20 protein-coding genes, 1 pseudogene and 1 riboswitch are annotated in these 23,479 nt (G+C 60.5%); of the genes and pseudogenes, 4 read left to right on the plus strand and 17 right to left on the minus strand.

Annotation, left to right across the window (positions count from 1 at the left end; all coding sequences use genetic code 11):
• Window positions 1-186 precede the first annotated feature (186 nt).
• Window positions 187-489, minus strand: a complete 303-nt coding sequence (locus tag BMZ40_RS15115; protein WP_092377671.1) for an STAS domain-containing protein — start codon at window positions 487-489, stop codon at window positions 187-189.
• A gap of 272 nt (window positions 490-761) precedes the next feature.
• On the opposite strand from BMZ40_RS15115, the gene BMZ40_RS15120 reads away from it, so the two are divergent.
• Window positions 762-2,906 (plus strand): EAL domain-containing response regulator, encoded by a 2,145-nt coding sequence (locus BMZ40_RS15120; RefSeq protein WP_092377673.1) that lies wholly within the window; start codon window positions 762-764, stop codon window positions 2,904-2,906.
• Between the two features lie 62 nt (window positions 2,907-2,968).
• On the opposite strand, the gene BMZ40_RS15125 is transcribed toward BMZ40_RS15120, so the two are convergent.
• From BMZ40_RS15125 to BMZ40_RS15135, 3 genes are all read right to left on the minus strand, one after another.
• Entirely contained in the window at window positions 2,969-4,354 is a 1,386-nt protein-coding gene (locus BMZ40_RS15125) for an NAD(P)/FAD-dependent oxidoreductase (protein ID WP_092377675.1), read from the minus strand.
• Window positions 4,355-4,356: 2 nt separating this feature from the next.
• A complete protein-coding gene (gene typA / locus BMZ40_RS15130; RefSeq protein ID WP_425429367.1) occupies window positions 4,357-6,198 on the minus strand; it encodes a translational GTPase TypA in 1,842 nt (613 codons plus the stop codon).
• Between the two features lie 222 nt (window positions 6,199-6,420).
• Complete coding sequence (locus tag BMZ40_RS15135) at window positions 6,421-6,858, minus strand: hypothetical protein (RefSeq protein WP_092193677.1); 438 nt, start codon at window positions 6,856-6,858, stop codon at window positions 6,421-6,423.
• Window positions 6,859-7,046: 188 nt separating this feature from the next.
• A riboswitch (FMN riboswitch) is annotated at window positions 7,047-7,195 on the plus strand.
• 73 nt (window positions 7,196-7,268) lie between these two features.
• Here BMZ40_RS15135 and BMZ40_RS15140 point away from each other — a divergent pair.
• The 3 genes and pseudogenes from BMZ40_RS15140 (at window position 7,269) to BMZ40_RS15150 (ending at window position 10,481) form a co-directional block, all read left to right on the plus strand.
• A pseudogene (locus tag BMZ40_RS15140) lies at window positions 7,269-8,001 on the plus strand (3,4-dihydroxy-2-butanone-4-phosphate synthase).
• Between the two features lie 103 nt (window positions 8,002-8,104).
• A complete protein-coding gene (gene ybaK / locus BMZ40_RS15145) occupies window positions 8,105-8,569 on the plus strand; it encodes a Cys-tRNA(Pro) deacylase (RefSeq protein WP_092377677.1) in 465 nt (154 codons plus the stop codon).
• A gap of 190 nt (window positions 8,570-8,759) precedes the next feature.
• Window positions 8,760-10,481, plus strand: coding sequence for a nuclease-related domain-containing protein (locus tag BMZ40_RS15150; protein WP_177193213.1), 1,722 nt, complete (start codon window positions 8,760-8,762; stop codon window positions 10,479-10,481).
• A 138-nt stretch (window positions 10,482-10,619) separates the two neighbouring features.
• Here the strand turns inward: BMZ40_RS15150 and phnE (BMZ40_RS15155) are convergent, their stop codons facing one another.
• The 13 genes from phnE (BMZ40_RS15155) to lpdA form a co-directional block, all read right to left on the minus strand.
• Window positions 10,620-11,411, minus strand: coding sequence for a phosphonate ABC transporter, permease protein PhnE (phnE, locus tag BMZ40_RS15155; protein WP_092377681.1), 792 nt, complete (start codon window positions 11,409-11,411; stop codon window positions 10,620-10,622).
• Entirely contained in the window at window positions 11,404-12,189 is a 786-nt protein-coding gene (gene phnE / locus BMZ40_RS15160; RefSeq protein ID WP_092377683.1) for a phosphonate ABC transporter, permease protein PhnE, read from the minus strand. The genes phnE (BMZ40_RS15155) and phnE (BMZ40_RS15160) overlap by 8 nt, the downstream gene beginning before the upstream one ends.
• Entirely contained in the window at window positions 12,186-12,980 is a 795-nt protein-coding gene (phnC, locus tag BMZ40_RS15165) for a phosphonate ABC transporter ATP-binding protein (protein WP_092377686.1), read from the minus strand. Before phnC ends, phnE (BMZ40_RS15160) begins: the two co-directional genes overlap by 4 nt.
• 19 nt (window positions 12,981-12,999) lie before the next feature.
• Entirely contained in the window at window positions 13,000-14,016 is a 1,017-nt protein-coding gene (gene phnD / locus BMZ40_RS15170) for a phosphate/phosphite/phosphonate ABC transporter substrate-binding protein (protein ID WP_092377689.1), read from the minus strand.
• A gap of 450 nt (window positions 14,017-14,466) precedes the next feature.
• Window positions 14,467-14,943: a ferritin-like domain-containing protein gene (locus BMZ40_RS15175; protein WP_092377692.1), complete on the minus strand. Its 477-nt coding sequence runs from the start codon at window positions 14,941-14,943 to the stop codon at window positions 14,467-14,469.
• Window positions 14,944-14,951: 8 nt separating this feature from the next.
• Complete coding sequence (locus BMZ40_RS15180) at window positions 14,952-15,782, minus strand: FAD/NAD(P)-binding protein (RefSeq protein WP_092377695.1); 831 nt, start codon at window positions 15,780-15,782, stop codon at window positions 14,952-14,954.
• The gene (locus BMZ40_RS15185; RefSeq protein ID WP_092377698.1) at window positions 15,779-16,807 is read right to left on the minus strand and encodes a 4Fe-4S dicluster domain-containing protein; all 1,029 of its coding nucleotides are present in this window, start codon (window positions 16,805-16,807) and stop codon (window positions 15,779-15,781) included. Before BMZ40_RS15185 ends, BMZ40_RS15180 begins: the two co-directional genes overlap by 4 nt.
• Window positions 16,807-17,763 (minus strand): 4Fe-4S dicluster domain-containing protein, encoded by a 957-nt coding sequence (locus tag BMZ40_RS15190; protein ID WP_092377701.1) that lies wholly within the window; start codon window positions 17,761-17,763, stop codon window positions 16,807-16,809. The genes BMZ40_RS15185 and BMZ40_RS15190 overlap by 1 nt, the downstream gene beginning before the upstream one ends.
• Window positions 17,764-17,785: 22 nt before the next feature.
• Complete coding sequence (locus BMZ40_RS15195; protein ID WP_015773069.1) at window positions 17,786-18,277, minus strand: hydrogenase iron-sulfur subunit; 492 nt, start codon at window positions 18,275-18,277, stop codon at window positions 17,786-17,788.
• Complete coding sequence (locus tag BMZ40_RS15200) at window positions 18,244-20,226, minus strand: CoB--CoM heterodisulfide reductase iron-sulfur subunit A family protein (protein WP_092377704.1); 1,983 nt, start codon at window positions 20,224-20,226, stop codon at window positions 18,244-18,246. The genes BMZ40_RS15195 and BMZ40_RS15200 overlap by 34 nt, the downstream gene beginning before the upstream one ends.
• Window positions 20,227-20,236: 10 nt before the next feature.
• Complete coding sequence (locus BMZ40_RS15205) at window positions 20,237-21,121, minus strand: CoB--CoM heterodisulfide reductase iron-sulfur subunit B family protein (protein WP_092377707.1); 885 nt, start codon at window positions 21,119-21,121, stop codon at window positions 20,237-20,239.
• Window positions 21,114-21,674, minus strand: a complete 561-nt coding sequence (locus BMZ40_RS15210) for a 4Fe-4S dicluster domain-containing protein (RefSeq protein ID WP_092377728.1) — start codon at window positions 21,672-21,674, stop codon at window positions 21,114-21,116. Before BMZ40_RS15210 ends, BMZ40_RS15205 begins: the two co-directional genes overlap by 8 nt.
• A 340-nt stretch (window positions 21,675-22,014) precedes the next feature.
• Entirely contained in the window at window positions 22,015-23,427 is a 1,413-nt protein-coding gene (lpdA, locus tag BMZ40_RS15215; RefSeq protein WP_092377710.1) for a dihydrolipoyl dehydrogenase, read from the minus strand.
• Between the last annotated feature and the right edge of the window lie 52 nt (window positions 23,428-23,479).

Below are 23,479 nucleotides of genomic sequence, written 5' to 3' on the forward strand. Positions count from 1 at the left end.
GGATTTCAATTTATGAGGCCTTCTCCCGCGCCTGCGAGCGGCGGTCTCAAGGTGCCAGGGTTTTCACCCGCGCTCCTGATCTGAAAAAGACGACCGTTAATGACCTGTGTTGGCCTTGGCTCCCGCCATCGGCACAAAGGGCGATTCTCATCGGCCACCATGGCGGGCATTTGCCGCCTGACCGCGTTATGAGTCCAGGTTCAGATGCTGGTCAAGACGCATCGACTTGAAAAGCTTGATTATGTTCTCGGAAGCGTTGACAATTATCAACTTCCCGCCTTTTTTCTTCATGGAATTGTGCGTGGCGATGATCACTCCGATACCTATGGAGTCCATCATCCCCGCCCCGGTCAGATCGAGGCGCACCTCCGCCGGAGAGTCTGCCAGCAAAGAAGCCAGCTCCTGCTTGAACTCCGGGACCATGGAGGACACAAGATCCTGACCTGGGGTGATGGTGGCAATATTCCCTTCGCGGACGATAGCAGACATAGGCGGCTCCTTAGGAGAAAAATCATGGCTGGGAGGACCTTCTTACACAGGGGTCCGTACGATATCAATCTACAACACTGGCAATAATTTGCAACAATTACTGATCATTGTCCCCGAAATTTCGCATACGCGCGCTTGCCGTCCTACATAATCCCATACACAGCCAGCATAAAAGACGTTTTTCGCGTATGCCGAGAATATGCGCTTTGCCCTTGTCAACATTATGATTTTCTGGAAAATATAAGTTTACTTGTCGTTAGCCGACGAAAAGCATGAATACGCATAAACCATTACCCAAGAAAAATTCCCTGATGACCTCCACCCAGCACGCGCCGAACACCGAACCACCCATCACGACCAGTATCCTGCTGGTCGAAGACAACGCCATAGTCGCCTTCGACATGCAGCAACGGCTGCAAAAGCTCGGGTACCAGGTCCAGGGCATCATCACCTCCGGCGAGGAAGCCATCGCCGCCGTTTCACGGCAAGCGCCGTCACTGATCCTCATGGACATCTTTCTCGATGGGCGCATCGACGGCATCGAAGCGGCCAAGGCCATCCTTGAAAACACGCAGATCCCCATCATCTTCCTGACCGCCCATGACGACGAAGAAACCCTGGGGCGCGCCAAGATCACCGAGACCTTCGGCTACATCATAAAACCCGCCGAATCCCGAGACCTGCATGTTGCCATCGAAATCGCCCTCTACAAGCATTCCGCCGCGCAGGCGCTCCAGAAGAGCGAACAGCAGTACAGGCTTCTGTTCAACTCCATGCTGAACGGCTTCGCCCTGCACGAGGTCGTGACCGACGCTTCGGGGAAACCCGGAGATCTGCTCTTCCTCGACGTCAACCCGGCCTTTGCCAGCTTCTTCGGCCTGCCCGCAAAAGACATCGTCGGACGCAGCCTGCGCCAGCTCTCGGAAAAGGTCGAACCATACTGGATCGACATCCTCGCCAAGACCGCCATGACCCGCGAGTCGATCCGCTTCGACAGCTTCGCGGGGTTCGTGGGCAAACATTTCTCCGTGGTCGCCTTCAGCCCTCAGCCCCGGCAGGTGGCCGCCATATTCGAGGACACCACCAAACGCAAGGACGCCGAAAAGCATCTGCAGCACCGAACCTTCCACGACGCCCTGACCAACCTTCCCAACCGCGCGCTCTGCCTGGACCGCATCCAGCAGGCCATGGAGCGCAGCCAGGTACGCGACGACTACCTCTTCGCCGTGGTGCAGGTCGACATCGACCGCTTCAAGGACGTCAACGACAGCCTCGGGCATCTTGTCGGCGACCAGCTGTTGCAGTCCATAGGCCACATCCTGCTTGATACCGTGTCCGCCGTGGACACGGTGGCACGCCTGGGCGACGACGAGTTCGTGGTCCTGCTGGAGGAATTGCCCTCCAGGAAAGCGGGCACGGCCACCATCAAAAAAATCAAGTCCGCCCTGAACCGCACCCTGGACATCGAGCATCATCCCCTCCACATCAGTGCGTGTTTCGGCGCTCTCTTCGGGCCCAACGAATACACCTCGCCCGAATACTTTCTGCAAGGAGCCAACATCGCCTTGCGCCACGCCCAGGAACAGGGCCTGGACCAACTGCGCTTTTACGCGCCGGAAATGCAGGACAAGGCCCTCAAGAAGCTGGACACGGAAACACGGCTGCGCAACGCCATCAACGAAAACGAGCTCTTCCTCGCCCTGCAACCTATTTTTTCCATAGACCAGAGCCCGACCCTGAGCGGCTTCGAAGCCCTCTTGCGCTGGAAGCCCAAGGACAAGGGCTGGGTCCCCCCCAGCGAATTCATCCCCATTGCCGAACAGACCGGGCTCATCCTGCCCATCGGACAGTGGGTGCTGGAGCAATCCTGCAAGGTGCTGCGATCCTGGGCCGAAAAATACCCGGAGAATGCCTTCAGCGTGTCCGTCAACCTGTCCGCGCGCCAGTTCTCCGATCCCGATCTGGTGCAAAACCTGTTCAACTGCATCCGCCACAACCGCATCAACCCCTTGCAGCTCAAGCTTGAGATCACGGAAAGCGACGTCATGACCAATCCCGAGGCGACGATTCAGAAGCTTCGCATCATGAAGGAGCTGGGCATGGCCATTCTGGTCGATGATTTTGGCACGGGCTACTCGTCCATGAGCTACTTGCAACGCTTTCCCATCGACACGCTCAAGATCGACCGCAGTTTCGTGACTCATCTGGACAAGCACGCCAACCGCGTCATCGTGCGCACCATCGTCAATCTGGCCCACAGCCTCGGCCTGTCCGTGGTGGCCGAGGGCATCGAGACCGAAGCCCAATATCTGACGCTCAGGGAAATGGGCTGCGAATACGCCCAGGGCTACCATTTCTCCAGACCCATCCTGCTCGACCAGATCGACGAATTCATCCGCGAACATCTCAAAAAATAGGGCGCTCCCGTCATGAAACGGCAGCGCCCCTCGTAATCGCCGGCTGAGCCCGGAAATAAAGTCTATCCCTTGGTCAGAATGCTCTTGGCGGGAATGAGTCCCGTGGCTGCGGCCGAAACGATGTTTCCGGCCACTCCGGGTCCGTCTCCGGCCACGTAGAGTCCCTCGATGGCGGTCTGCAGATTTTCGTCGCATTCCACCTGCGTGGCGAAGAACTTGATCTCCGGCGCATACAGAAGCGTTTCGTCGTTGGCCACACCCGGCACGACCTGGTTGAGCTTTTCGAGCCCCTCGACCAGATTGGCCAGAATGCGCTCGGGCAGGGCCATGGCGATGTCGCCGCAGACCACCTTCTTCAGGGTCGGCTCGATGTAGCTGTTGCGGATGCGGTTCCAGGTGGAGCGGCGGCCGCGCTTCAAATCGCCAAAGCGCTGCAGGATGGGCTTGCCGCCCCCGATCAGGGTCGCCAGGCGGCCGATGGATTCACCGTAGGCCTGGTTGTCCGTGACGGGCTCGTTCAGGACCACCTTGGACAAAAAGGCGAAGTTGGTGTTCTCGCTCTTCTTGTCCATGTAGGCGTGGCCGTTGACGCAAACAAAATCCTGATAATTTTCCTGGGCGATGAAACCGCCGTAGTTGGTGCAGAAGGTGCGGGTCAGGTCGTCGTACTTGGAGGTGCGGATGAAGAAGGTCGGATCGTAGATGATGGAGCACAGGTCCTGCATGATCTCGTTGTGCACCTCAACGCGCACCCCGACCTCGATGCCGCGCTGGGTCACGGCCAGACCGTGGCGCTGCACGAGCTGACCGACCCATTCCGCCCCCACTCTGCCAGGAGCCAGGATGACGTTATCCGCCAGATACTCGCCCTTGGCCGTGGTCACGCCGCGCACCCGGCCGCCCTCGACCAGGATGTCGACCACCTCCTCCTTGGTGCGCACAGTCACGCCCTTGGACTTGATGTGCTCGACCATGCCGGTGATGTGACCGGGCAGGTTGTCGCTGCCGAGGTGCTTTTGCTTGATGACCAGCAGATCGATGCCGAACTTGCGGGCCTCCTTGCGGATGGAGCGGGCCTCGTCGATATTGGTCGGGTAGACCTTTCCGTCCATGCCGAAGCGGTTGAAGATGGCCTCGGTCTCATCGATGAGCTCCGTGGCCTTGCCCAGGCTCATGAACTGGGTCAGGTCGGTCTTGCCCAGCTTCGGTATGAAGTTGAGCTTGCCGTCGGAAAAGAGCCCGGCCCCGCCCATGCCCGCCAGGATGTTGCAAGGCTTGCAGTGGATGCAGTCCTGCGCCTCGGTCATGGGGCAGTTGCGGATAAGCGAGTCGCGGCCCTTCTCGATCAGGAGCACGTCGAGACTTGCGTGCTCGGCCAGATGATAGGCCGCGAACAGACCGGCCGGACCACCGCCGACAATGATCACGTCATGGACTTTCTTCTGCATGTCTATTTTCCTTCGACCTTCTTCTTGCGCGCGACCATGCTGTGCCTTTTCTGGGCCGAGAGCTCGATCTTGCGCAGGCGAATGTTCAGGGGGGTGATCTCGACCATCTCGTCGTCGCGGATGAAATTGAGCGCCATCTCAAGCGTCATGGGCAACACGGGAGTGAGGATGATGGCCTCATCCTTGCCCGAGGCGCGCATGTTGGTAAGCTTTTTTTCCTTGCACGGGTTGATGTCGATGTCGTTGTCGCGATTGTGTTCGCCGACGATCATGCCCTCGTAGACCGCATCACCGGGACGCACGAACATCCGGCCGCGCGGCTCCAGATTGAAAAGCGCGTACGGGACGGCCTGACCCTGACGGTCGCAGACCAGTGAACCGGAAAAGCGGGTCGGGAAATCACCCCGGTACTCGCCGTATCCGTCGAACAGGGAGTTCATGATGCCCGTGCCCTTGGTGTCGGTCAAAAATTCGTCCCGGTAGCCGATGAGCGCGCGTGACGGAACGGAAAATTCCATGCGCACCCGGCCGCTGCCGTTGTTGACCAGATTGAGGAGCTTGCCCCGACGGATGGACAGTTTCTCCGTGACCACACCCATGAAGGCCTCGTCGCAGTCCACGTAGACGTGTTCCATGGGCTCAAGAAGCTTGCCGCCCTCTTTCTTGTAGATGACCTCGGGTCGGCCGACGCCCAGCTCGAAGCCTTCGCGGCGCATGGTCTCGATGATGATGGCCAGCTGGAATTCACCACGACCCTTGACGATCATGGAGTCCTTGTCCTCGCTCTCCTCGACCTGGATGGCCACGTTGGTCAGGGCCTCTTTTTCGAGACGGTCCTTGATCTTGCGCGACTGCACGATCTTGCCCTCGCGTCCGGCAAAGGGCGAGGTGTTGATGGTGAAGCGCATGGACACGGTGGGCTCGTCCACGTCGATGCGCTTCAGGCGCACAGGGCTTTCCTTCAGGCAGATGGTGTCGCCGATGCTGACCTTGTTCAGGCCGGCCATGACCACGATGTCGCCCATCTCGACGGCGGCCTGATCCTTGAGCTGCATTCCTTCGTAGGCCTGAATCTTGGCCGGTCGGAAGGCGAGCTGGTCGTTTTCGCCCATGCACAGAAGATCGGCCTTGTCCTGCAGCAGGCCGGCCTTGATCTTGCCGATGACCAGACGACCCAGGTAATCCGAGTACCCGAGGTCCGAGACAAGCATCTGGAAGGGTGCGGCGGGATCGAAACGGGGGCCGGGGATATGCTCCAAAATGAGGTCGAAGAGACAGGAAAGATCCTTGCCGGGCTCATCGAGCACCGGAGAGGCTACACCGTCGCGGCCGATGGCGTAAAGCACCGGAAATTCGAGCTGATCCTCGTCGGCGCCAAGATCGATGAACAGGTCGTAGACCTCGTCCAGCACTTCCTGCGGCCGGGCATCGGAGCGGTCGATCTTGTTGACCACGACCAGAATGGGCAGGCTCGCGTCCAGGGCTTTCTTGAGCACGAACCGGGTCTGGGGCAGCGGGCCCTCGGAGGAGTCCACCAGCAGCACCGCGCCATCGACCATGGACAGAGCGCGCTCCACTTCCCCGCCGAAATCGGCATGGCCGGGGGTGTCGACGATATTGATCTTCACGCCTTTCCAGCGCACGGAGCAATTCTTGGCGGCGATGGTGATACCGCGTTCGCGCTCCAGATCCATGGAATCCATGACGCGGTCGTCCATGGCCTGGTTGTCCCGGAAAACTCCGGACTGTCGGAACATGACATCCACAAGGGTGGTCTTGCCATGGTCAACGTGTGCTATGATCGCGATATTTCTGATATTGTCATTCTTCTGCATGGTGGGCATATTTTCCTCGTGGAGCATAAAAAACGGCTTCCTTGACTGAAGCCGATGTGGAGTTGGTCGCAGGCGCACAACACACGGCGCACGACACTATTTTTCCATTACGCGCACCTTTCGTGCGACGTCAAGAAGGAAAGAAACGAAAAAAAGCGGATCTTTCTAAGGGCGCAAATCCGGACAGGCGGCCGTTTGAGGGCTGGCGGCAGGAAAAGAGGGCCTGGAAACCTACTTGAACATCCCGCAGCGCATGTTGCGGATGGCGTCCTTGAACTGGATCTCGGCAGTGCAGGGCTTCATCAGCTTCTGAACATAACCCAGACCGAAAGTAGGATGATCAATGACATCGCCGATCTGAAAAGTGCGTTCCATGCTGTAGGACAGGGGTTTGGCGCAGGGGGTAACCAGCTTTTCCCACTGCTCGAGCAGAGCCTGGGCCTGCTTGCTGGAAGCCAGGGCAGCCTTCTTGGGGCGCGGAGTGGCGGGTTTCTTGACCTTGGGCTCGGCAGTGGGCGACACGTAGGCGTGACGTGCGTTACAAACCTTGCACTCGACCTTGGCGATCTTCTCGCCGGACATGACGACCACGTGATGATCGGTCACGGTCTTGCATTTCTTGCATAGGGATTCGACGGAACTGCCTGCTTGTATTTGATTTTCTGTCATGTTGGATCCTTTGAAGTAACGTTGCGGGAAAAAAAAGCCACAAGGGAAAATCCTTGTGGCATGTTCTCTATTGAAGCACTCTACCCCCTTACCGTGCGCGAGGCAATGGTCGAATTTGCCATTTTGTCATACAGGATCTTTTTACGACCGTTGAACCGTTGACAGCACCCGCCTCGCCGCGCATGGTGCCCTCTTCTCAGGGCGGGGTGCAATTCCCCACCGGCGGTATCCCGCTTCACGGCGGGGAGCCCGCGAGCGCTCCCGGAGGTCCGGGAGGTCAGCAGATCCGGTGCGAGGCCGGAGCCGACGGTGACAGTCCGGATGAAAGAGAAGACGGCCTACCGTTCACGGGCGTGAACGGTTCTTTTCAGCCGCGCCCTGATTCACGTTCAATTCCAAGGAGAACCACCGTGAATCAGTTTTCAGAGAATTTTGAAGACACTCCCCCCCGCGTCCGGGTCGAACGCGCCCTTGCGGCCTTGCAACAAGGCCTCGGGGTGCTGGTCACCGACAACGAAAACCGCGAAAACGAAGGCGACCTGATCTTCGCCGCCGAAACCCTGACCACGGCCCAGATGGCCATGCTCATCCGCGAATGCAGCGGCATCGTCTGCCTGTGCCTGCCCGAGGACAAAGTCCGCGCCCTGGACCTGGCGCCCATGGTCAGCAACAACTCCAGCCGCTACCAGACCGCGTTCACCGTCTCCATCGAAGCCGCCCAGGGGGTGACCACCGGAGTGTCCGCCGCCGACCGCGTGCGCACGGTCCACGCCGCCATCGCCGACGATGCCCGCCCCGGGGGTGACCACCGGAGTGTCCGCCGCCGACCGCGTGCGCACGGTGCAGGCCGCCATCGCCGACGATGCCCGCCCCGGGGACTTGCATCGTCCCGGCCACATCTTCCCGCTTCGCGCCTGTCCGGGCGGGGTTCTGGAACGCGAAGGACACACCGAGGCCACCGTGGACCTCATGCGCCTGGCCGGGCTCAAGCCCTGCGGCGTGCTGTGCGAAGTCACCAACGAAGACGGCACCATGGCCCGCATGCCCCAAATCCAGGAGTTCGGAAGACGCCACGACCTCCCTGTGGTGACCATCGACGACATCAAGGAATACATCCAGGCCTCGGCACAGGCCGCAAGCTAACGACCCTTCCGGCACGGCGCTTCCGGCGACCCGGCGCGCCGTGCCTTTCCAGCCTTCATTTTCCGGACTGGACTTTTTCCGTCCGCCTTTGTAGCCGCACCGCATGACCCCCGCCATAAACGCCGCCAAAAAAGCAGGAATCACATTCGTCGTACGGGAATACGACCATGACCCGTCATGCACGGCCTACGGCCTGGAAGCGGCCGAAAAACTCGGCGTCGATCCCCGCCAGGTCTTCAAGACCCTGGTCGCGGATCTGGGCGGGGAGCTGGTGGTGGCCGTCATTCCGGTGGAGAGCATGCTCGGGCTCAAGCAATTGGCCAAGGCCGCCGGGGCCAAGAAGGCGGCCATGGCCGACAGGGTCCTCGTGGAGCGCGCCACCGGCTACGTGCTTGGCGGGGTCAGCCCGCTGGGACAGAAAAAGCGGCTGCGGACCTTCATCGACATCTCGGCTCAGGCCCACCCCGTCATGCTGGTCAGCGGAGGTCGGCGCGGCCTTGATATCGAACTCGCTCCCGAAGACCTGGCCCGTATGACCGCCGCCCGTTTTGCGCCTCTTGCGCAATAAGGCCCGTCCCTGCTCGCTATCCCGGCCCTCCCGGGCTTGAAATCCGGGCACGGGGGGCCCGCTTTCAATGCGGCCAGCGTCGTGCATGGCGGCAGCTGTCATACACGCGCAAACCTTGACTTATTTTCCGATACAATGCTTATACTTCACGCTTCAAGGACTACGTAACGCAAGAACAGGTCGAGGCGTCATGGCACATATTCACGGCAAAGCGGTTCAAAGCGGCAACACCCGGGCCTCTGCCCGCCACAAAGACGTTCTGCTGCGCCTCATCCTGCCCTTGCTTCTCGTTCTGCTGCCTGCAGGGGCAGGCCTGTATGCATTCGGACAGAACCAGCCGTGGATCACCGCCGTCTTCGCCGTCCTCTTCATCGCGGCCACTCTGCGCTTCGAAGAGCTTGGCCTCGCCTTCTCGCATCATTTCTCGCATTCGCAAACAAACTCCCAGTCCTCGCGGATCGTGAGCAAGGCGCTGCAGCTGCTCCCTGACGAATACCATGTCTTTCATGATCTTCGTTTCGAAGGCAACCAGCTCGATCACGCCGTGGTAGGCCCAAACGGGCTCTTCCTGATCAGAACCAGAAGCCATCTCGGAAATGTCACGGCCACGGGCGAATCCCTGCGCCTGAACGGATGGCCGTTCATGCTGGACATGCTCACCCAGTGCTGGAACCTGACCCAAAAACTGACCCGGCACATGGATCTGCAGTACACAGGCAGCGTGCACCCCTGCCCGGTGCTGTGTTTCAGCCGGGCCAGCGTCGGCATTGCGGGCCCGGTGCGCGGCACACTGGTTGTCGAGGCCGGGAATCTGGTCCAGGCCATCCTGGCTCACGATGACGCCCTGCCGACGGACAGGATGTGCGTTCTGATCGATAAATTCACCGGTCTGGTGAGCGCCGACACCAGGGCTGAACCAGGCGACGAGGACGAGCCCCAGGCCGATCACGCACTGCGGGACTTACTCAAATCAAATCTGCCCGTCTGCGCCGGATGCCGCCACCAGCCAAGCGCTGAAGAATTCGGGCTCTTTCCCGGAGAGTGCCCGAAATGCGGTCGCCTCTACTCCTTCAAGCCTGATGAGTCCGAGACGCGCCCCCGGCCCAAGCCTTTGAAGGTTCTCTGGAAACCGAGCCTCCTCCAGCTCGGGATGACCTTTTTGATCATCGCCGGATGCACGGGTTACGTCGCGCACAGGCAGGGCCTGTTCGGCCTTGAGCAGTTGTTCATTCAATCGCGGCAAACCTCCGATGCCGAGCCCGAGGCGTCCGAAGCACTTTCGCCCGCCGTGGAAAACGGGTCCTCCCACGCCGTCGTGGCGGAGCAAACCGCTGGCGCTGGCAATCATACCAGCACCCCGCCACAAGCGGACATCATGACGCCCGATCCGCGACCAGACACCGCCACGACACAAAACGAGCCGGCATCGCCGGTCTATTCTCAATCCGCCAACAACACCGCGCCATCCCTGCCCGAACAGGCTCTTGCAGTGAACACGAGCTGCGCGACCGTGGCCCAGGCACTCCCAAACGCCACCTCGGCAGAGGCACAGGCGACCCCGAACGCCACTTCGAAGAATACGGATGCACCTTCCACCGACACGGCCCAAGGCTCTACAACGCCCGCCGCGACGCTTCCTGAGCCAAAAGCCGAGGCAGCCGAGGCCCCTCCCCAAAACCCTGAAGGATCGTTCGACAAAGGCAGACTGGTCGTCACCTCGCCCCGCTCTCTTGTTTTGTGGTTCAGGAACCAGCAGACCTGCAAGGACTTCGGCCCCTTTGAAATCAAGGCCAAAAGCGTGAAGGACATCGTCCTGCCCAAGGGCTTCTACAGCGTGGTCTATCTGGAAAACGGCAAGCGCAGACACACGACCATGAGTTTCCTGAGCGACCAGGGGCAACTCGATTTCTAGCCCGGCGCAAATGCGCACCGCCCTCGGCGCCAGTCAGCGCAAAATGTCCACATTCGACGTGAAACCTAAAAACCCGCGTCACGAAAAACCGAGAGTTTTCCGTGACGCGGGTTTGTCTTTGCAGTGATGCGATGAATGCTAGATGATTTTCTGCCTGATCTTCGTGACTACGATCTCGGCCACGATGACCACGGCAAAGATGCACAGCAGGATGAGCGCGACCTGATTCCAGCGGAAAAGGGCGATGGCCGTGTCCAGCGCCATGCCTATCCCGCCCGCGCCGACCAGTCCGATGACCGCCGACTCGCGCACGTTGATATCCCAGCGAAACAGGGTGATCCCCCAGAAGGCCGGCGACACCTGCGGCCAGTAAGCCTTGAGGAAGATGCTCGGCCAGGGAGCCCCCGCCGCTTTCAATGCTTCCACCGGCCCCTTGTTGCATTCCTCCAGGGCCTCGCCCAGGAGCTTGCCGCAAAAACCGATGGAGCGAAAGCCGATGGCGATGGTCCCGGCCAGTGAACCGGGGCCGAAAACGGCCACGAACAGGATCGCCCAGACAAGGGTGTTCACCGAACGCGAAGACACAAGGATCAGCCGCGCAAACCAGTTCAGGGCCGGGATCGGGGTGATGTTGCTGGCGGCCAGCAGCGCCACGGGCAGCGACATGACCAGCGCCAGAATGGTGCCCATGCCCGCGATGTGCATGCTCTCGATCAGGGCCAGGTGCACGCCTTCGCGGTAGTGCGCAAAGTCCGGCGGCCACATGCGTGTAAACATGTCCGCCATCTGGGTCGGGGCATCGTACAGGAATTCCGGAACGATCTGCACCGTGCGCATCGAAACGACCAAGGCGATGACTGCGGCCAGATAGATCGCAAACCGGGCCAGTCTTTGAGCGGGAGTGAATCTTTCCCAGTTGCGACTAGTCATTGAACACCGCCTTGACTATGGATGCGAGGTATTCCCCGAGCATGACGAGGATGATGATCGAGATGAGGATCGCGGCCAGGAAGTCGTAGTCGAAGCGCTGAAAAGCCGCGAACAACGTCCCGCCGATACCGCCGGCGCCGACGATTCCGACCATGGTCGAATTGCGGATGTTCGCGTCGAACTGATATGTAGCGAACCCGATGAAGCGGTTCAGCACCTGCGGCAGCACGGCATACAGGATGACGCTCATGAACGGAGCTCCGGCGGCCCGGCACGCCTCCACCGGCTTGAGGGAAATCTCCTCGATGGCTTCGGCGAAGAGCTTGCCGATGAAGCCGATGGACGCGAATATAAGGGTCAGGATGCCCGCCAGCGGGCCGAATCCCACCGCCTTCACGAACAGGATGGCAAAGATGACCGGATGAAAGGAGCGGCAGATGGCAATGAGGAGGCGGGCCGGCCAGGTCGCCCAGGTCGGCATCAGGTTGCGCGAGGCGGCCAGGCCGATGGGCAGGGAGAAGGCCACGCCGAACGCCGAGGCGATCACCGCGATTTCAAGCGTCTCCAGAAGGTTGCCCAGCAACAGCTTCCAGCGCTCGAAATTGGGCGGAATCATGCTCCCCAGGAATTTGGCGCCATTCTCAAGGCCGATCACGAAACGGTCCCAGGTAATGTCCAGGGACCAGAACGCGAGCACGCAATAGCCGATCACGGCAAGCCACCCAAGGCGCGCAAGCCAGTTGGGCTTGAAGGCTCTTCTGGTGTTGACCGCGCTCATGACAACCAGTCCTCGCCGCCGTAGATCTGCTTGAGATGATCATCCGTCAGCTCCGAGGGCGGGCCGTCGAACACGATGCTCCCCAGCGACATGCCGATGACCCGGTCGGCGAAGCGCTTGGCCAGGTTCACGTCATGGATGTTGATCAGCACCGGAATGTCGTGCGCCTTGGAGAAATCGTTCAGAAGCCCCATGATCTCGACGGAAGTCTTGGGATCAAGGGATGACGTGGGCTCGTCGGCCATGATCACGTCGGGATTCTGCATCACGGCCCGGGCGATGCCCACGCGCTGACGCTGTCCGCCGGACAGGGCGTCGGCCCGCTCGGTGGCGAACTCGGTCAGGCCGACCATGTCGATCAGCTCGAAGGCCCGATCGATGTCATGCTGCTCGAACTTGCGCAGCCAGGCCCGCCAGACCGGCACGAATCCGAGCCTGCCGCAGAGCACGTTCTCGATGACCGAGAGGCGCTCCACAAGGTTGAATTCCTGAAAGACCATGCCCACGTGGTGCCGGGCCAGGCGCAGTTCCTTGCCCGAAAGCCGCGTGATTTCGTGTCCGGCCACGGTGATGGTGCCGCTGGTCGGGTCGATGAGGCGGTTGATGCAGCGCAGCAGCGTGCTCTTGCCTGTCCCGGAGGGGCCGATGATGGCCACCGTGGAACAGCCCCGAACCTCGAAAGAGATGTTTTTGAGAACCGGCTTGCCCGGAACGTAAGCCTTGACCAGATCCTTTACGATCAGGGAACGGGAGGCATTCCCCCCGTTCCCGTTATTGCTTGATGACGTCACGATAATGCCTTGTATGTACTTACTGCTTCTTGGCTTTCTTTTCCGCGTCCGCCTTTTCCTTGGCGATCATGGCCTTAAGGCCTTCCTCGTTGTAGCTCGCGCCGGTGGCCTCGGCGATATCGCGAATGACCGCCCAATCCTTCTGGTAGGTGATGGGGAAGAAACGATCCGCGCCGTCAAAGGCCTTCTTCATCTCGTCGGTGTAGCGATAGGTGTAGAACGCTTCCTTGATCTTCTCTACCAGATCCGGGCAGAGCTGACTGGAGTAGCCGAAGGATGACGTGGGAAAACGGGGGCTGGTGTAGATGATGCGCACGGCGCCTTCATCGACGCGGCCAGCACGCAGCATGCGCTCGTAAACGTCCGAGGCCACCGGGGCGGCATCGTAATCGCCGTGAACAACGCCCAGGACGGACTGGTCGTGCTTGCCGGAGTAAACGACGGTGTAGTCTTCGTCAGGCACGATTCCCTGGGCCGGAAAAAGGGCGCGGGGTGCCAGGTTGCCGGAGTTGGACGAGGGAGAAGTGTGCGCGACCTTCTTGCCCTTGAGATCGGCCATGGTCTGGATGGGGCTGTCCTTCTTGACGAGCACGATCAGGTTGTAGCCCTGGAACGCCTCGGCATCACCCTTGACGGCGATGGGCACGTAACCGGCCAGGTTCACGGCAAAGCCGGTGGGCCCGGTGGAATAGCCAGCGATATGCAGACGGCCGGAGCGCATGGCCTCGACCTGGGCCGAGTTGGAATGCACGGTGTAGTAGATGACGTCCTTGCCCGTAATTTTCTTGATATGGGCCTGAAAATCGGCAAACAGATCCTGATACACGGCGGGATCTTCAACCGGGGTATAGGTGAAAACCAGGGTCGAAGGATCTTTGCAATTGCCGGGGAGCGCGTTGTCGGCGACCAAGTTCTTGTCGTTGTCGCAATACATTGTGTCCAGAATTCCGCGGTAGGTACATTCATCCGCGAATCCGGGAACGGCGACGGCCAGGATCATCACCGCGGCCAGAAAGCCCAAGAAACCCTTCTTCATGATCATCTCCTTGTTACAGTGTTGGTTCAGACGACGCGGCTGATGCACCAGCAAATCAAGGCAAGGCCGCTAAGAAACCGATGCCGGAAGGAGGCGGCGAAAGGCCGGCCTCTTCGTTTTCTACGTTCGCAACAGAAACAGGACATTCGTTTTCGAAAAGAAAAATCGCGCAAATGCCACGACCAAGCCATCAGCACGCCCGTTTCACATTCGAGACAGTGTCGCGAGAGGCTCGATACAAAGGCGCAAGAGACGCCTGTAAAGGCACGGTTCGAGCATTGGTTCACGCTCCCTGAACCCCTGTTCCGTCGCCGAAAATTCTAACCGAATTGTGGCGTTAGCGCAATGTGAACTCGCCGCCATGTGGCAGGTTCCTGGCAAAAAATGAAAAAAAAGAGGCTCCCGGATTCGCACCCGAAAGCCCCCAGGAGGATGGTCTTTTAGAACCTTCTATTTACGCAGCATGCCCGCCAAAAGACGCAGGTGTGTGCGTTCCTCGTCGATGCAGGCCTGCACGTATTTTTTGTCCCCTTCGGGCACGAATTCGCGCATTTCAAGGAAGAACATGATCGTGTCCTTCTCGAAGCCCATGGCCGTTTCGATGGCCTCCTCGGGAGAACCCATGAAGGTCTTGAGATGATTCACGTCGCCCAGACGGAAAAGGGTGTGTGAATCGAGCAGATACTTGAGGTAGTCCACATACTCGTCCTCCTCGGCCCAGGCCGGGAGTTCCACTTCTCCCACCCGCTCATAGAGCTTGGCGAAGATCTCGCGATGCTTGGTCTCTTCCTTTGCAAGGAAGGAGAACAGATCCTTGAGCTTGGGCTCGGTGGTGGTCTCGACCAGACGGTTGTAGAAGACTTCGCCGCGGGTCTCGACTTCCTGGGCGGCCAGCAAAATGTCCGTCGCCTTGAATATTCCAGCCATAATACCTCCTAAAGTTCCGAGGGCAGCTCTTTGAGCTGGGCGTAGGTGAAGACGGGTCCGTCCATGCACACGTACTTCGTGCCGATGTTACAGCGCCCGCAGATGCCCACTCCGCACTTCATGCGTTTTTCCAGGGTGGTGAGGATGTTCTCATCCTCGAAGCCCAGCTTCTTGAGAGCCTGCAAGGTGAACTTGATCATGATGGGCGGACCGCAGGTGATGGCCACCGTGTTCTTGGGCGAAGGGTTGATCTCGAGCAGCACGTTGGGGATGAGGCCGACCTTGTGTTCCCAGCCCTCGGACGGGTTATCGATGGTCAGCACGGTGTTCACATCCTTGCGTTCCGTCCACTCCGGCAGTTCCGCCTTGTAGGTCAGGTCGGCGGGGCTGCGCGCACCGTACAGCAGCGTTATGTCACCGTAGTCCTTACGATTGTCGAGCATGTACGTGAACAGGGTCCTGAGCGGAGCCATGCCGATGCCGCCGCCGACAAAGACGATGTTCTTGCCCTTCAGGTCCTCCACGGGGAAGGAGTTGCCAAGAGGCGCGCGTACGCCGATCTGATCGCCGGGCTGAAGCTGGTGCAAACGGGTCGTGACCTCTCCCACGCGCATGACGCTGAACTGCAGGTAGTCCTTGCGGGTCGGGGAGGAGTTGATGACAAAGGTCGACTCGCCAACGCCAAAGACCGAGAGCTGCCCGACCTGGCCGGGCATGAAGGAGAACTCCTTCATGCGCTCTTCGTTGTTGATGACGATGCGGAAGGTCTTGATGTTGTGCGTCTCCTGGATCACTTCGACAATGGTGGCCATGTCCGGGAGATAGGGATTGGCATTCATTCGGAGTACTCCTGTGCTGCATTCACGATCTGCCGGATATCGACTCCGGCGGGGCACTGCTTGATGCACCGGCCGCATCCGCAACAAGCGATGACGCCCTTGTGCAGGTCCGGATAGTAGCTGAACTTGTGCCCGACGCGGTTTTTCAGACGATGCGCCTTGGTCGGACGCGGGTTGTGGCCGCTGCCTTCCAGGGTGAAGGTGTGGGACATGCAGTTGTCCCAGCTGCGGATGCGGCGGCTTTCAAGGCCCAGGTCATCGTCGGTGATGTTGAAGCAGTAGCAGGTCGGACACATGTAGGTGCAGGCTCCGCAGGAGATGCACTTGGCCGACTGGGCCTGCCAGAAGTCCATGTCGTCGAAGCGGGCCAGCAGCTTGGCCGGAGCCGAAGCGTAATCGTGGGCCTCGCCCATCATTTCCCTGGCCCTCACGTTCTTGGCGTCGGCTTCCTTGCCCTTGTCGCCGGCGTCCGCAAAAAGAGCGGACTTCATGACTTCCTCACCGGCAGGCGTGACCGAACGCGCCACATACCCTTCCCCGACCAGGGTCAGGAGCACGTCGGAACCTTGCGGATCGGCAGGACCGCTGCCCACACTGTGACAGAAGCAGGTCGTCTCGGGACGGTCGCAGGCCAGCGAAATGAAGACCGTGTTGTCCCGACGCTGAATATAGTAAGGGTCCTTGGTCTTGTCCGTTTCGTAGACCGGATTGAAGATGAGCTTGCCGCGTGCCCCGCACGGACGGCAGCCGATGACCACGTTCTTGCCCTCGGGCAGCGTCTCGGTGATTTCCGGCTTCTTCTCCGGGATCTCGCGCTTGACCGTCAGCAGGGTTTCCGTCTGCGGAAAGGTCGCGGCCTTGGGGGACACGGCCGCCATGCGCGAGTGCATGTCAAGGACCATCCCCGGCAGAAAACGGCGGAAGGTCACGGTACCGCAACTGGCCACGGGCGCGAGCACGCGGCAGGTGGCGGTCAGCTCCTCGGCCAAACGGATGAGGTTCTCTTTTGTTATGAATCGTTCCATTACCAGCCTCGCTCGTTGATGCGCTCTTCCTCGACCTTGAAGGTCAAGAGAGGCGGGGTCTGTTCCAGAGCCGTGCCTGCCTGCAGTTCGAACACGTCCTTGACCTGCTTGTTCATGAAGCGCCGCAGCAGCATGAGCGGAATGTCCACGGGACAGGCCCGCTCGCATTCGCCGCATTCCGTACAGCGTCCGGCCAGATGCGAGACATGCACCATCTGGAACATCATGTTCTCGGCCGGGGAATTGTCCTGGCTGATCCACAGGGGATCGCGGCTGGTCGCGATGCAATGGTCGCGGCAGACGCACATGGGACAGGCGTTGCGACAGGCGTAGCAGCGGATGCAGCGGCTCATGGTCTCCTGCCAGAAGGCGAGCTTTTCGGCGTCGCTCTTGGCTTCGAACTCGTCCTGGCAGGCCAGGCTCGCGGCCGGGGCCGGAGTATGCGCGGCGCCGATCAGCACATCGGAGATGATGGCGTCGGGCGTGGCGCAGATCAGGCATTTGTCGGCCAGCACGTCAGAGAGTTTGAGGGTCGCGGACTGACCGGCCACGGAGATCTTGAGATCCTGCGCGCCAACCTCCATCGACTCCACGAATCCCGGATCGGCGGGCAGGGCCGCGCGGATCTTGCGCTGGCTGACCACGCCATCGCAGCAGAGGCCGAAAACGACGACATCGTCGCGGTTGATCAGGTTTTCATTCAGGAGCTGGATCACGCTCTTGCTGTCGCAGCCCTTGACCACCACGCCGATCTTCTTGCCCTTGAACCCGGGCAGGTAGGTGGCCAGATTGTGCACGGCCAAGGGGCCTATGATGAGCCGGTCAAGATCCGCTTCGGTGCGGATGAAGAGCGGCGTGGCGTGGAGCGGATCATAGCCCTGCTCCCAGCCGATGACGCACTCAAGCTCGCCCAGGCGGCTCTTGATGGCATTTTTGAGATCATCCAATTGGGACATATGTCCTCCTGTTATTGCAAATCTATCCGTGACACGGGCAAGTCTGCCCCTGACCAGCCTGGACGGCCAGCGTGTTCCAGTCCGCTTCGGACGCCGGGTTGAAGGTCGGCGCGGGGCCGAGCTCATGGATGCGGCGCGTGAACTCCGTGACCACATGCTGCCAGCGCTGCCCTTCCGAGGCCGAAACCCAGGTGTATTCGAAGCGGCGCGCATCGATGCCGGTTATGGGCAGGAAGCGTTTGAGCATTTCGAGCCTGCGCCGGGCATAGAAGTTGCCTTCGGCATAATGGCAATCCCGGGGATGACAACCGGACACGAGCACTCCGTCAGCGCCGTTCATGAGCGAACGGACGATGAAGAGCGGATCGATGCGGCCGGAACAGGGGACGCGGATGACGCGCAGATCCGTGGGCTGAGTGAAACGGGATACACCCGCCGTGTCCGCGCCGCCGTAGGAGCACCAGTTACAAAGAAAGCCGACTATTCGTAATTCGCGAACATCTTGGGCGGGCATAAGGCGTTCACCTCCGCGAGGATCTGGTTATCTGTGAAATGTTCAAGCTGGATGGCGCCCTGGGGACAGGTCACCGTGCAGATGCCGCAACCCTGACAGACCGTGTCGATGACCTCGGCCTTGGGGTTGCCGAAGCGATCCTGGACTTCCTTGATGGCTCCGAACGGACAGGTCTGGATGCATTTGCCGCAGCCGACGCAACGGGCAGGGTTGACCCTGGAAACTGCCGGATCGGATTCCAGCTCCTTCTTGGAGAGAAGACCCAGAACCTTGGAAGCGGCAGCGCTGCCCTGGCTGACAGAGGCCGGGATGTCTTTTGGACCCTGACAGGCGCCGGCCAGGAACACGCCGGCGGTGTTGGTCTCGACGGGCTTCAATTTGGGATGGCTCTCGACGAAGAATCCGTACTGATCCGGAGCCACGCGCAGTTTTTCACCCAGCTGCACCGCGCCCTTGGCCGATTCGGCACCAACGGCCAGAACGACCAGATCGGCGGGAACCTCGACCTGCGTGCCGGCCAGGGTGTCTGCCCCGCGCACGATGAGCTTGTCGCCCTTGGGATAGATCATGGCCACGCGGCCGCGCACATACTGCGCGCCGTACTCTTCCATGGCCCTGCGCACGAACTCGTCGTACAGCTTGCCCGGCGAACGGATGTCCATGTAGAAAACGTATGATTGGGAATCGGGGATATGGTCCTTGGTCAGGATGGTCTGCTTTGCGGTGTACATGCAGCAGAAACCTGAACAGTACGGACGGTCCACGGACTTGTCGCGCGAACCCACGCACTGGATGAAGACCACGTTTTTGGGTTCCTTGCCGTCGGAGGGCCGCTTGATGTGTCCGCCCGAAGGGCCGGAAGCCGAAAGCATGCGCTCGTACTGCATGGAGGTGACCACATCCGGGTAGCGGCCTTCACCGTACTGCGGATACTTGTGCCAATCGAAAAGGTCGTAACCCGTGGCCACGACTATGGCGCCCACATCCACGTTGATCAGCTCGTCCTTCTGTTCGAAGTCGATGCACTTGACCGGACAGACCTTGGCGCACAGGCCGCACTTGCCCTTGGTCAGCATGATGCACGATTCGGCATTGATGGCCGCTTTCTTGGGGATGGCCTGCGGAAACGGGATGTTGATGGAGGGCGCGTTGCACAGATTCTCGTTGAACTTGTCGGGGAGCTTGCGGCTGGGGCATTTTTCCACGCACAATCCGCAGCCCGTGCAATCCTTCCAGTTCACGTAGGTCGCCTTCTTGCGGATGGTGATCTGAAAGTTGCCCACATACCCGCCCACGGCTTCGATCTCGGAACAGGCATAAAGAGTGATGTTGGGATGCTGGGCGATGTCGACCATCTTGGGGCCCAGAACGCAGGACGAGCAGTCCACCGTGGGAAAGGTCTTGTCCAGCTTGGCCATCTTGCCGCCGATGGTCTGCTCGCGCTCGACCATGATGACTTCCTGGCCACCGTCCGCGCAGTCCAGCGCCGCCTGGATACCCGCCACGCCGCCGCCGATGACCAGCACGCGCTTGACCGTCTCGAAGCGTTTGGGGATCAGCGGCTTGTCGCGACGCAGTTTTTCCACGGCCATGCGCACCAGTTCGGCGGCCTTGCCCGTGTTCAAGTCCTTTGACTTGCCGATCCAGGAGACATGCTCGCGGATGTTGGCCATTTCAAACATGTAACGGTTCAGTCCCGCGCGCTCAACGGTCCGGCGGAAAGTGGGCTCGTGCATGCGCGGGGTACAGGAAGCCACGACCACGCCGTCGAGATTCTTGTCCTTGATGGCCTGGATGATGGCGTCCTGTCCGGGTTCGGAACAGGCATACATCGTGTCCGTGGAGAAAACCACGTCCGGATAGGTCAGGGCCGTGGCCGCAACGGACGGACAGTCCACGGTTCCGGCAATATTGCTGCCGCAATGGCAGATAAAAACACCAATTCGCATTGCGTCCTCCCTACCTGGCCTGCGCCGGTTGTTTGATCTTGCCCAGGGCGAGTCTCGGATCGACACAGAGCTTTTCAAAGCCAAGCACGGCGCGGTCCAATCCCAGAGCGTAGCCAAGGAGTTGGGTATAATAGAAAACCGGGATCTTGAACTTCTCGTGCAGGGCGTGATTGATCTGACCCTGCCGCAGGTCCAGGTTCATCTGGCACAACGGACAGGCAGTCACGAAGGCGTCGGCGCCGACATCACGTCCGGCATCCAGCAGCTTGCCCGACAGCCGGGTCACGATATCGTTACGCGGTATGCCGTAAGACGCTCCGCAACACTCGACCTTGAGCGCGAAAGGCACGACCTCGGCGCCGAGCGCGGTCATCAGGTTGTCCATGGCCATGGGATTTTCGTGATGGTCGAAACGCATCAGCTCCGGGGGCCGATTCATGATGCATCCATAATAACAGGCGATCTTGATTCCGGTCAGGGGCTTGACCACCTTGGACCTTACCAGCTCAAGATCCACGTTCTCGGTCAGCACCTGCAACACGGACTGCGCGTCCACGTTGCCGTTGCAGGGCACATCGAGGAGCGCATTGGTCTTGGTCCGAAACCCGGGATCTTCCATCTTGTGGGCGGCGGTGCGCAGGTTGGTCAGGCAGCTGGGACAGGGCGTGGTCACCTTGTCCATGCCCATGACCTCGACCTGGGCCAGGTTGCGGGCGGACAGGGCCGCGGACAGGACATGATTGACGGTGTGCGCGGGAGTGGAACCGCAGCAGCTCCAATCCGGAATGTCCACCAGCTCCACGTCCAGGGCCTTGCAGACCGCGCGGGTGGAGCTGTCGTATTCCAGGGATGTACCCTGACCGGAACAGCCCGGATAATACGCGATTTTAAACATTGTCGCCTCCTTTGCGGAACCGCTCGAAAATGCGGGCCACCTGTTCGCGCCCCTGGATCTGGTGCGGTTTGAAGGGCAGCTTGCCGCGCATGAGAGCCTGCGGAGCCAGATCGACGTCGGTGAATACGCGGCCGGAGCGCGTCATGTACGCGGCCATGAGACCCAGCTCATAGGCACGGCCATGGCGCTCGACCGAGGCCAGAAACGAGTCGGCGAAAATCTTCACGGAGCGCTCCGTGGCGTACCCGGCTTCCCGGGCCATGTGCCGACAGACATCCATGATCAGCGCGACATCGATCTTGTTCGGACAGCGCGTGGTACAGGATTGACAGGAACCACACAGCCACAATGAACGGCTTTTCAGGACTGCTTCCTTTTGTCCGGTCTGAATCAGACGCATGATCTGACTGACCGAATAATCGTAGGCGAACGTGTACGGACACCCGGCCGTACAGTTGCCGCACTGGTAGCAGTTCCGGATTTTCTGATGGCTGCGGGCTTCGACCTCGGCGACAAACTCAAGGTCGGCAGTGGCAAGATCAAAGATTTGCATGGACATACCCAACTTGCGGTAAAGAACGGCGAACCGTCCGGTTGACATGAATCCCGCCCCGAAAAAAACATACGCGCACAATGAACCTTTTTGACACACCGTCCGAACGGACGGGTGATCCAAATTGATACAACGTATCCACTGAAAGTGTGTGTTTCCGGGACATGGGTTTTCTTAATAGCAGATTTGATGCCATAGTATCCATCGCCTCGCATTGTCCAGCGCCGGGGAATATCTCGCGGTTTACGACGGAGAGAATAAATACCAACTCTGAAAAAAAATCAGCGGCCCGAACCGAAAACCGATACAGACCGCTGAAAACTGGACAGAATCAGCCCCACTACAGCAGATGCGCCGTCTCGAAGATCCCTTCGGCCAGGGTCGGGTGGGCGTGGATGGTCCGGGCCAGGTCCTTGGCCGTGGCGCCAAGCTGCATGGCCAGGGTCGGTTCGGCGATGATGTCCGAAACGTGGGCTCCGGCCAGGTGCGCGCCCAAGAGCTTGCCCGAGTCGGCGTCCACCACCAGCTTGAAGAGCCCCGCCAGCTCGCCCATGGCCTGGGCCTTGCCCAGCTCGCGGAAGTTGCTCTGCGGGCAGGTCACGTTGAAGCCCTGCTCCCGCGCCTGGGCCTCGGTCAGACCCACCGTGGCCACCTCCGGCGAGGTGAAGACCGCCGCCGGCACCACTGCGTAGTCCATGGCCTCGGCGGCGCCCAGGCAGTTGCGCACGGCCACGAGCCCCTCCATGGACGCCACGTGGGCCAGCATGATCCGCGCCGGGCCAAGCACGTCGCCTACGGCGTAAATGCCAGGCACAGAAGTCTCCAGCCGCGCGTCGGCCTTGATCCAACCGCGCTGGTCCGTCTCCACGCCGGCCTCGGCCAGACCCAGGCCAGACGTGTTGGGCACGCGTCCCACGGCCACCAGGACCACGTCGGCTTCCAGCACGCTCTCCTTCTGCGCCGACGCCGGAAGGTCCTTCACGAACGGCGAAGGCCCCAGCGTCACCCGCACGCCCGTCTCCGACACCTCCGCCTTCGAGGCCGTGCGAGCCAGTTCGCAGACGATGCCGCGCTTCTTCATCTCGCGCTGGATGAGCTTGCTCAGGTCCGCATCGATGGACGGCACGGGCAGGATGCGGTCCAACCCCTCCACCACCGTCACCTTCGAACCGAAAGCCTGGAAAATGAAAGCCAGCTCGCAGCCAATGACGCCGCCGCCGACCACCAGCATCCGTTTCGGGACGGTCTGCAGTTCCAGGGCGTCGTCGCTGGTGATGATGCGCTCGTGGTCAACGGGCAGGGTCGGAATGTTCAGGGTACTCGACCCTGTGGCGATGATGACCCTGTCGCCTTCCACCTCCTGCACCGCGCCGTCCGCGCCGTGCACGCGCACCAGACCTGCGCTCACGACCTCGCCCCGGCCGCGCAGCAGCGTGACCTTGAGCTTGGCGCAAGTCTTTTCCAGGCCGCCGCGCAGGATCTCCGAAACCTTGTTCTTGCGGGCCACGATGACCGGCATGTCCGGCTGGGCCTCGCCGCCGCCTTTAATGCCGAACTCAGCCAGCCGGTGCGCCGTCTCCAGGGCTTCGGCCGAGGCCTTCAACGTCTTGGTCGGGATGCAGCCCCAGTTCAGACAGGTCCCGCCCATGTGGGCGGCTTCCACAAGAGTGACCTGCGCCCCGGCCTTGGCCGCGGAAAATGCGGCAGTGTACCCGCCAGGGCCGCCGCCGATGATGGTGATGCGTTGCGCCATGGCAACCTCCTTCGTATGTGAAATGCTCTCGGAGTTCCGGGTCATGCGCCCC

The sequence above is a fragment of the Desulfomicrobium apsheronum genome, assembly GCF_900114115.1.
In the GTDB taxonomy this organism is placed as follows: Bacteria; Desulfobacterota; Desulfovibrionia; order Desulfovibrionales; family Desulfomicrobiaceae; genus Desulfomicrobium; species Desulfomicrobium apsheronum.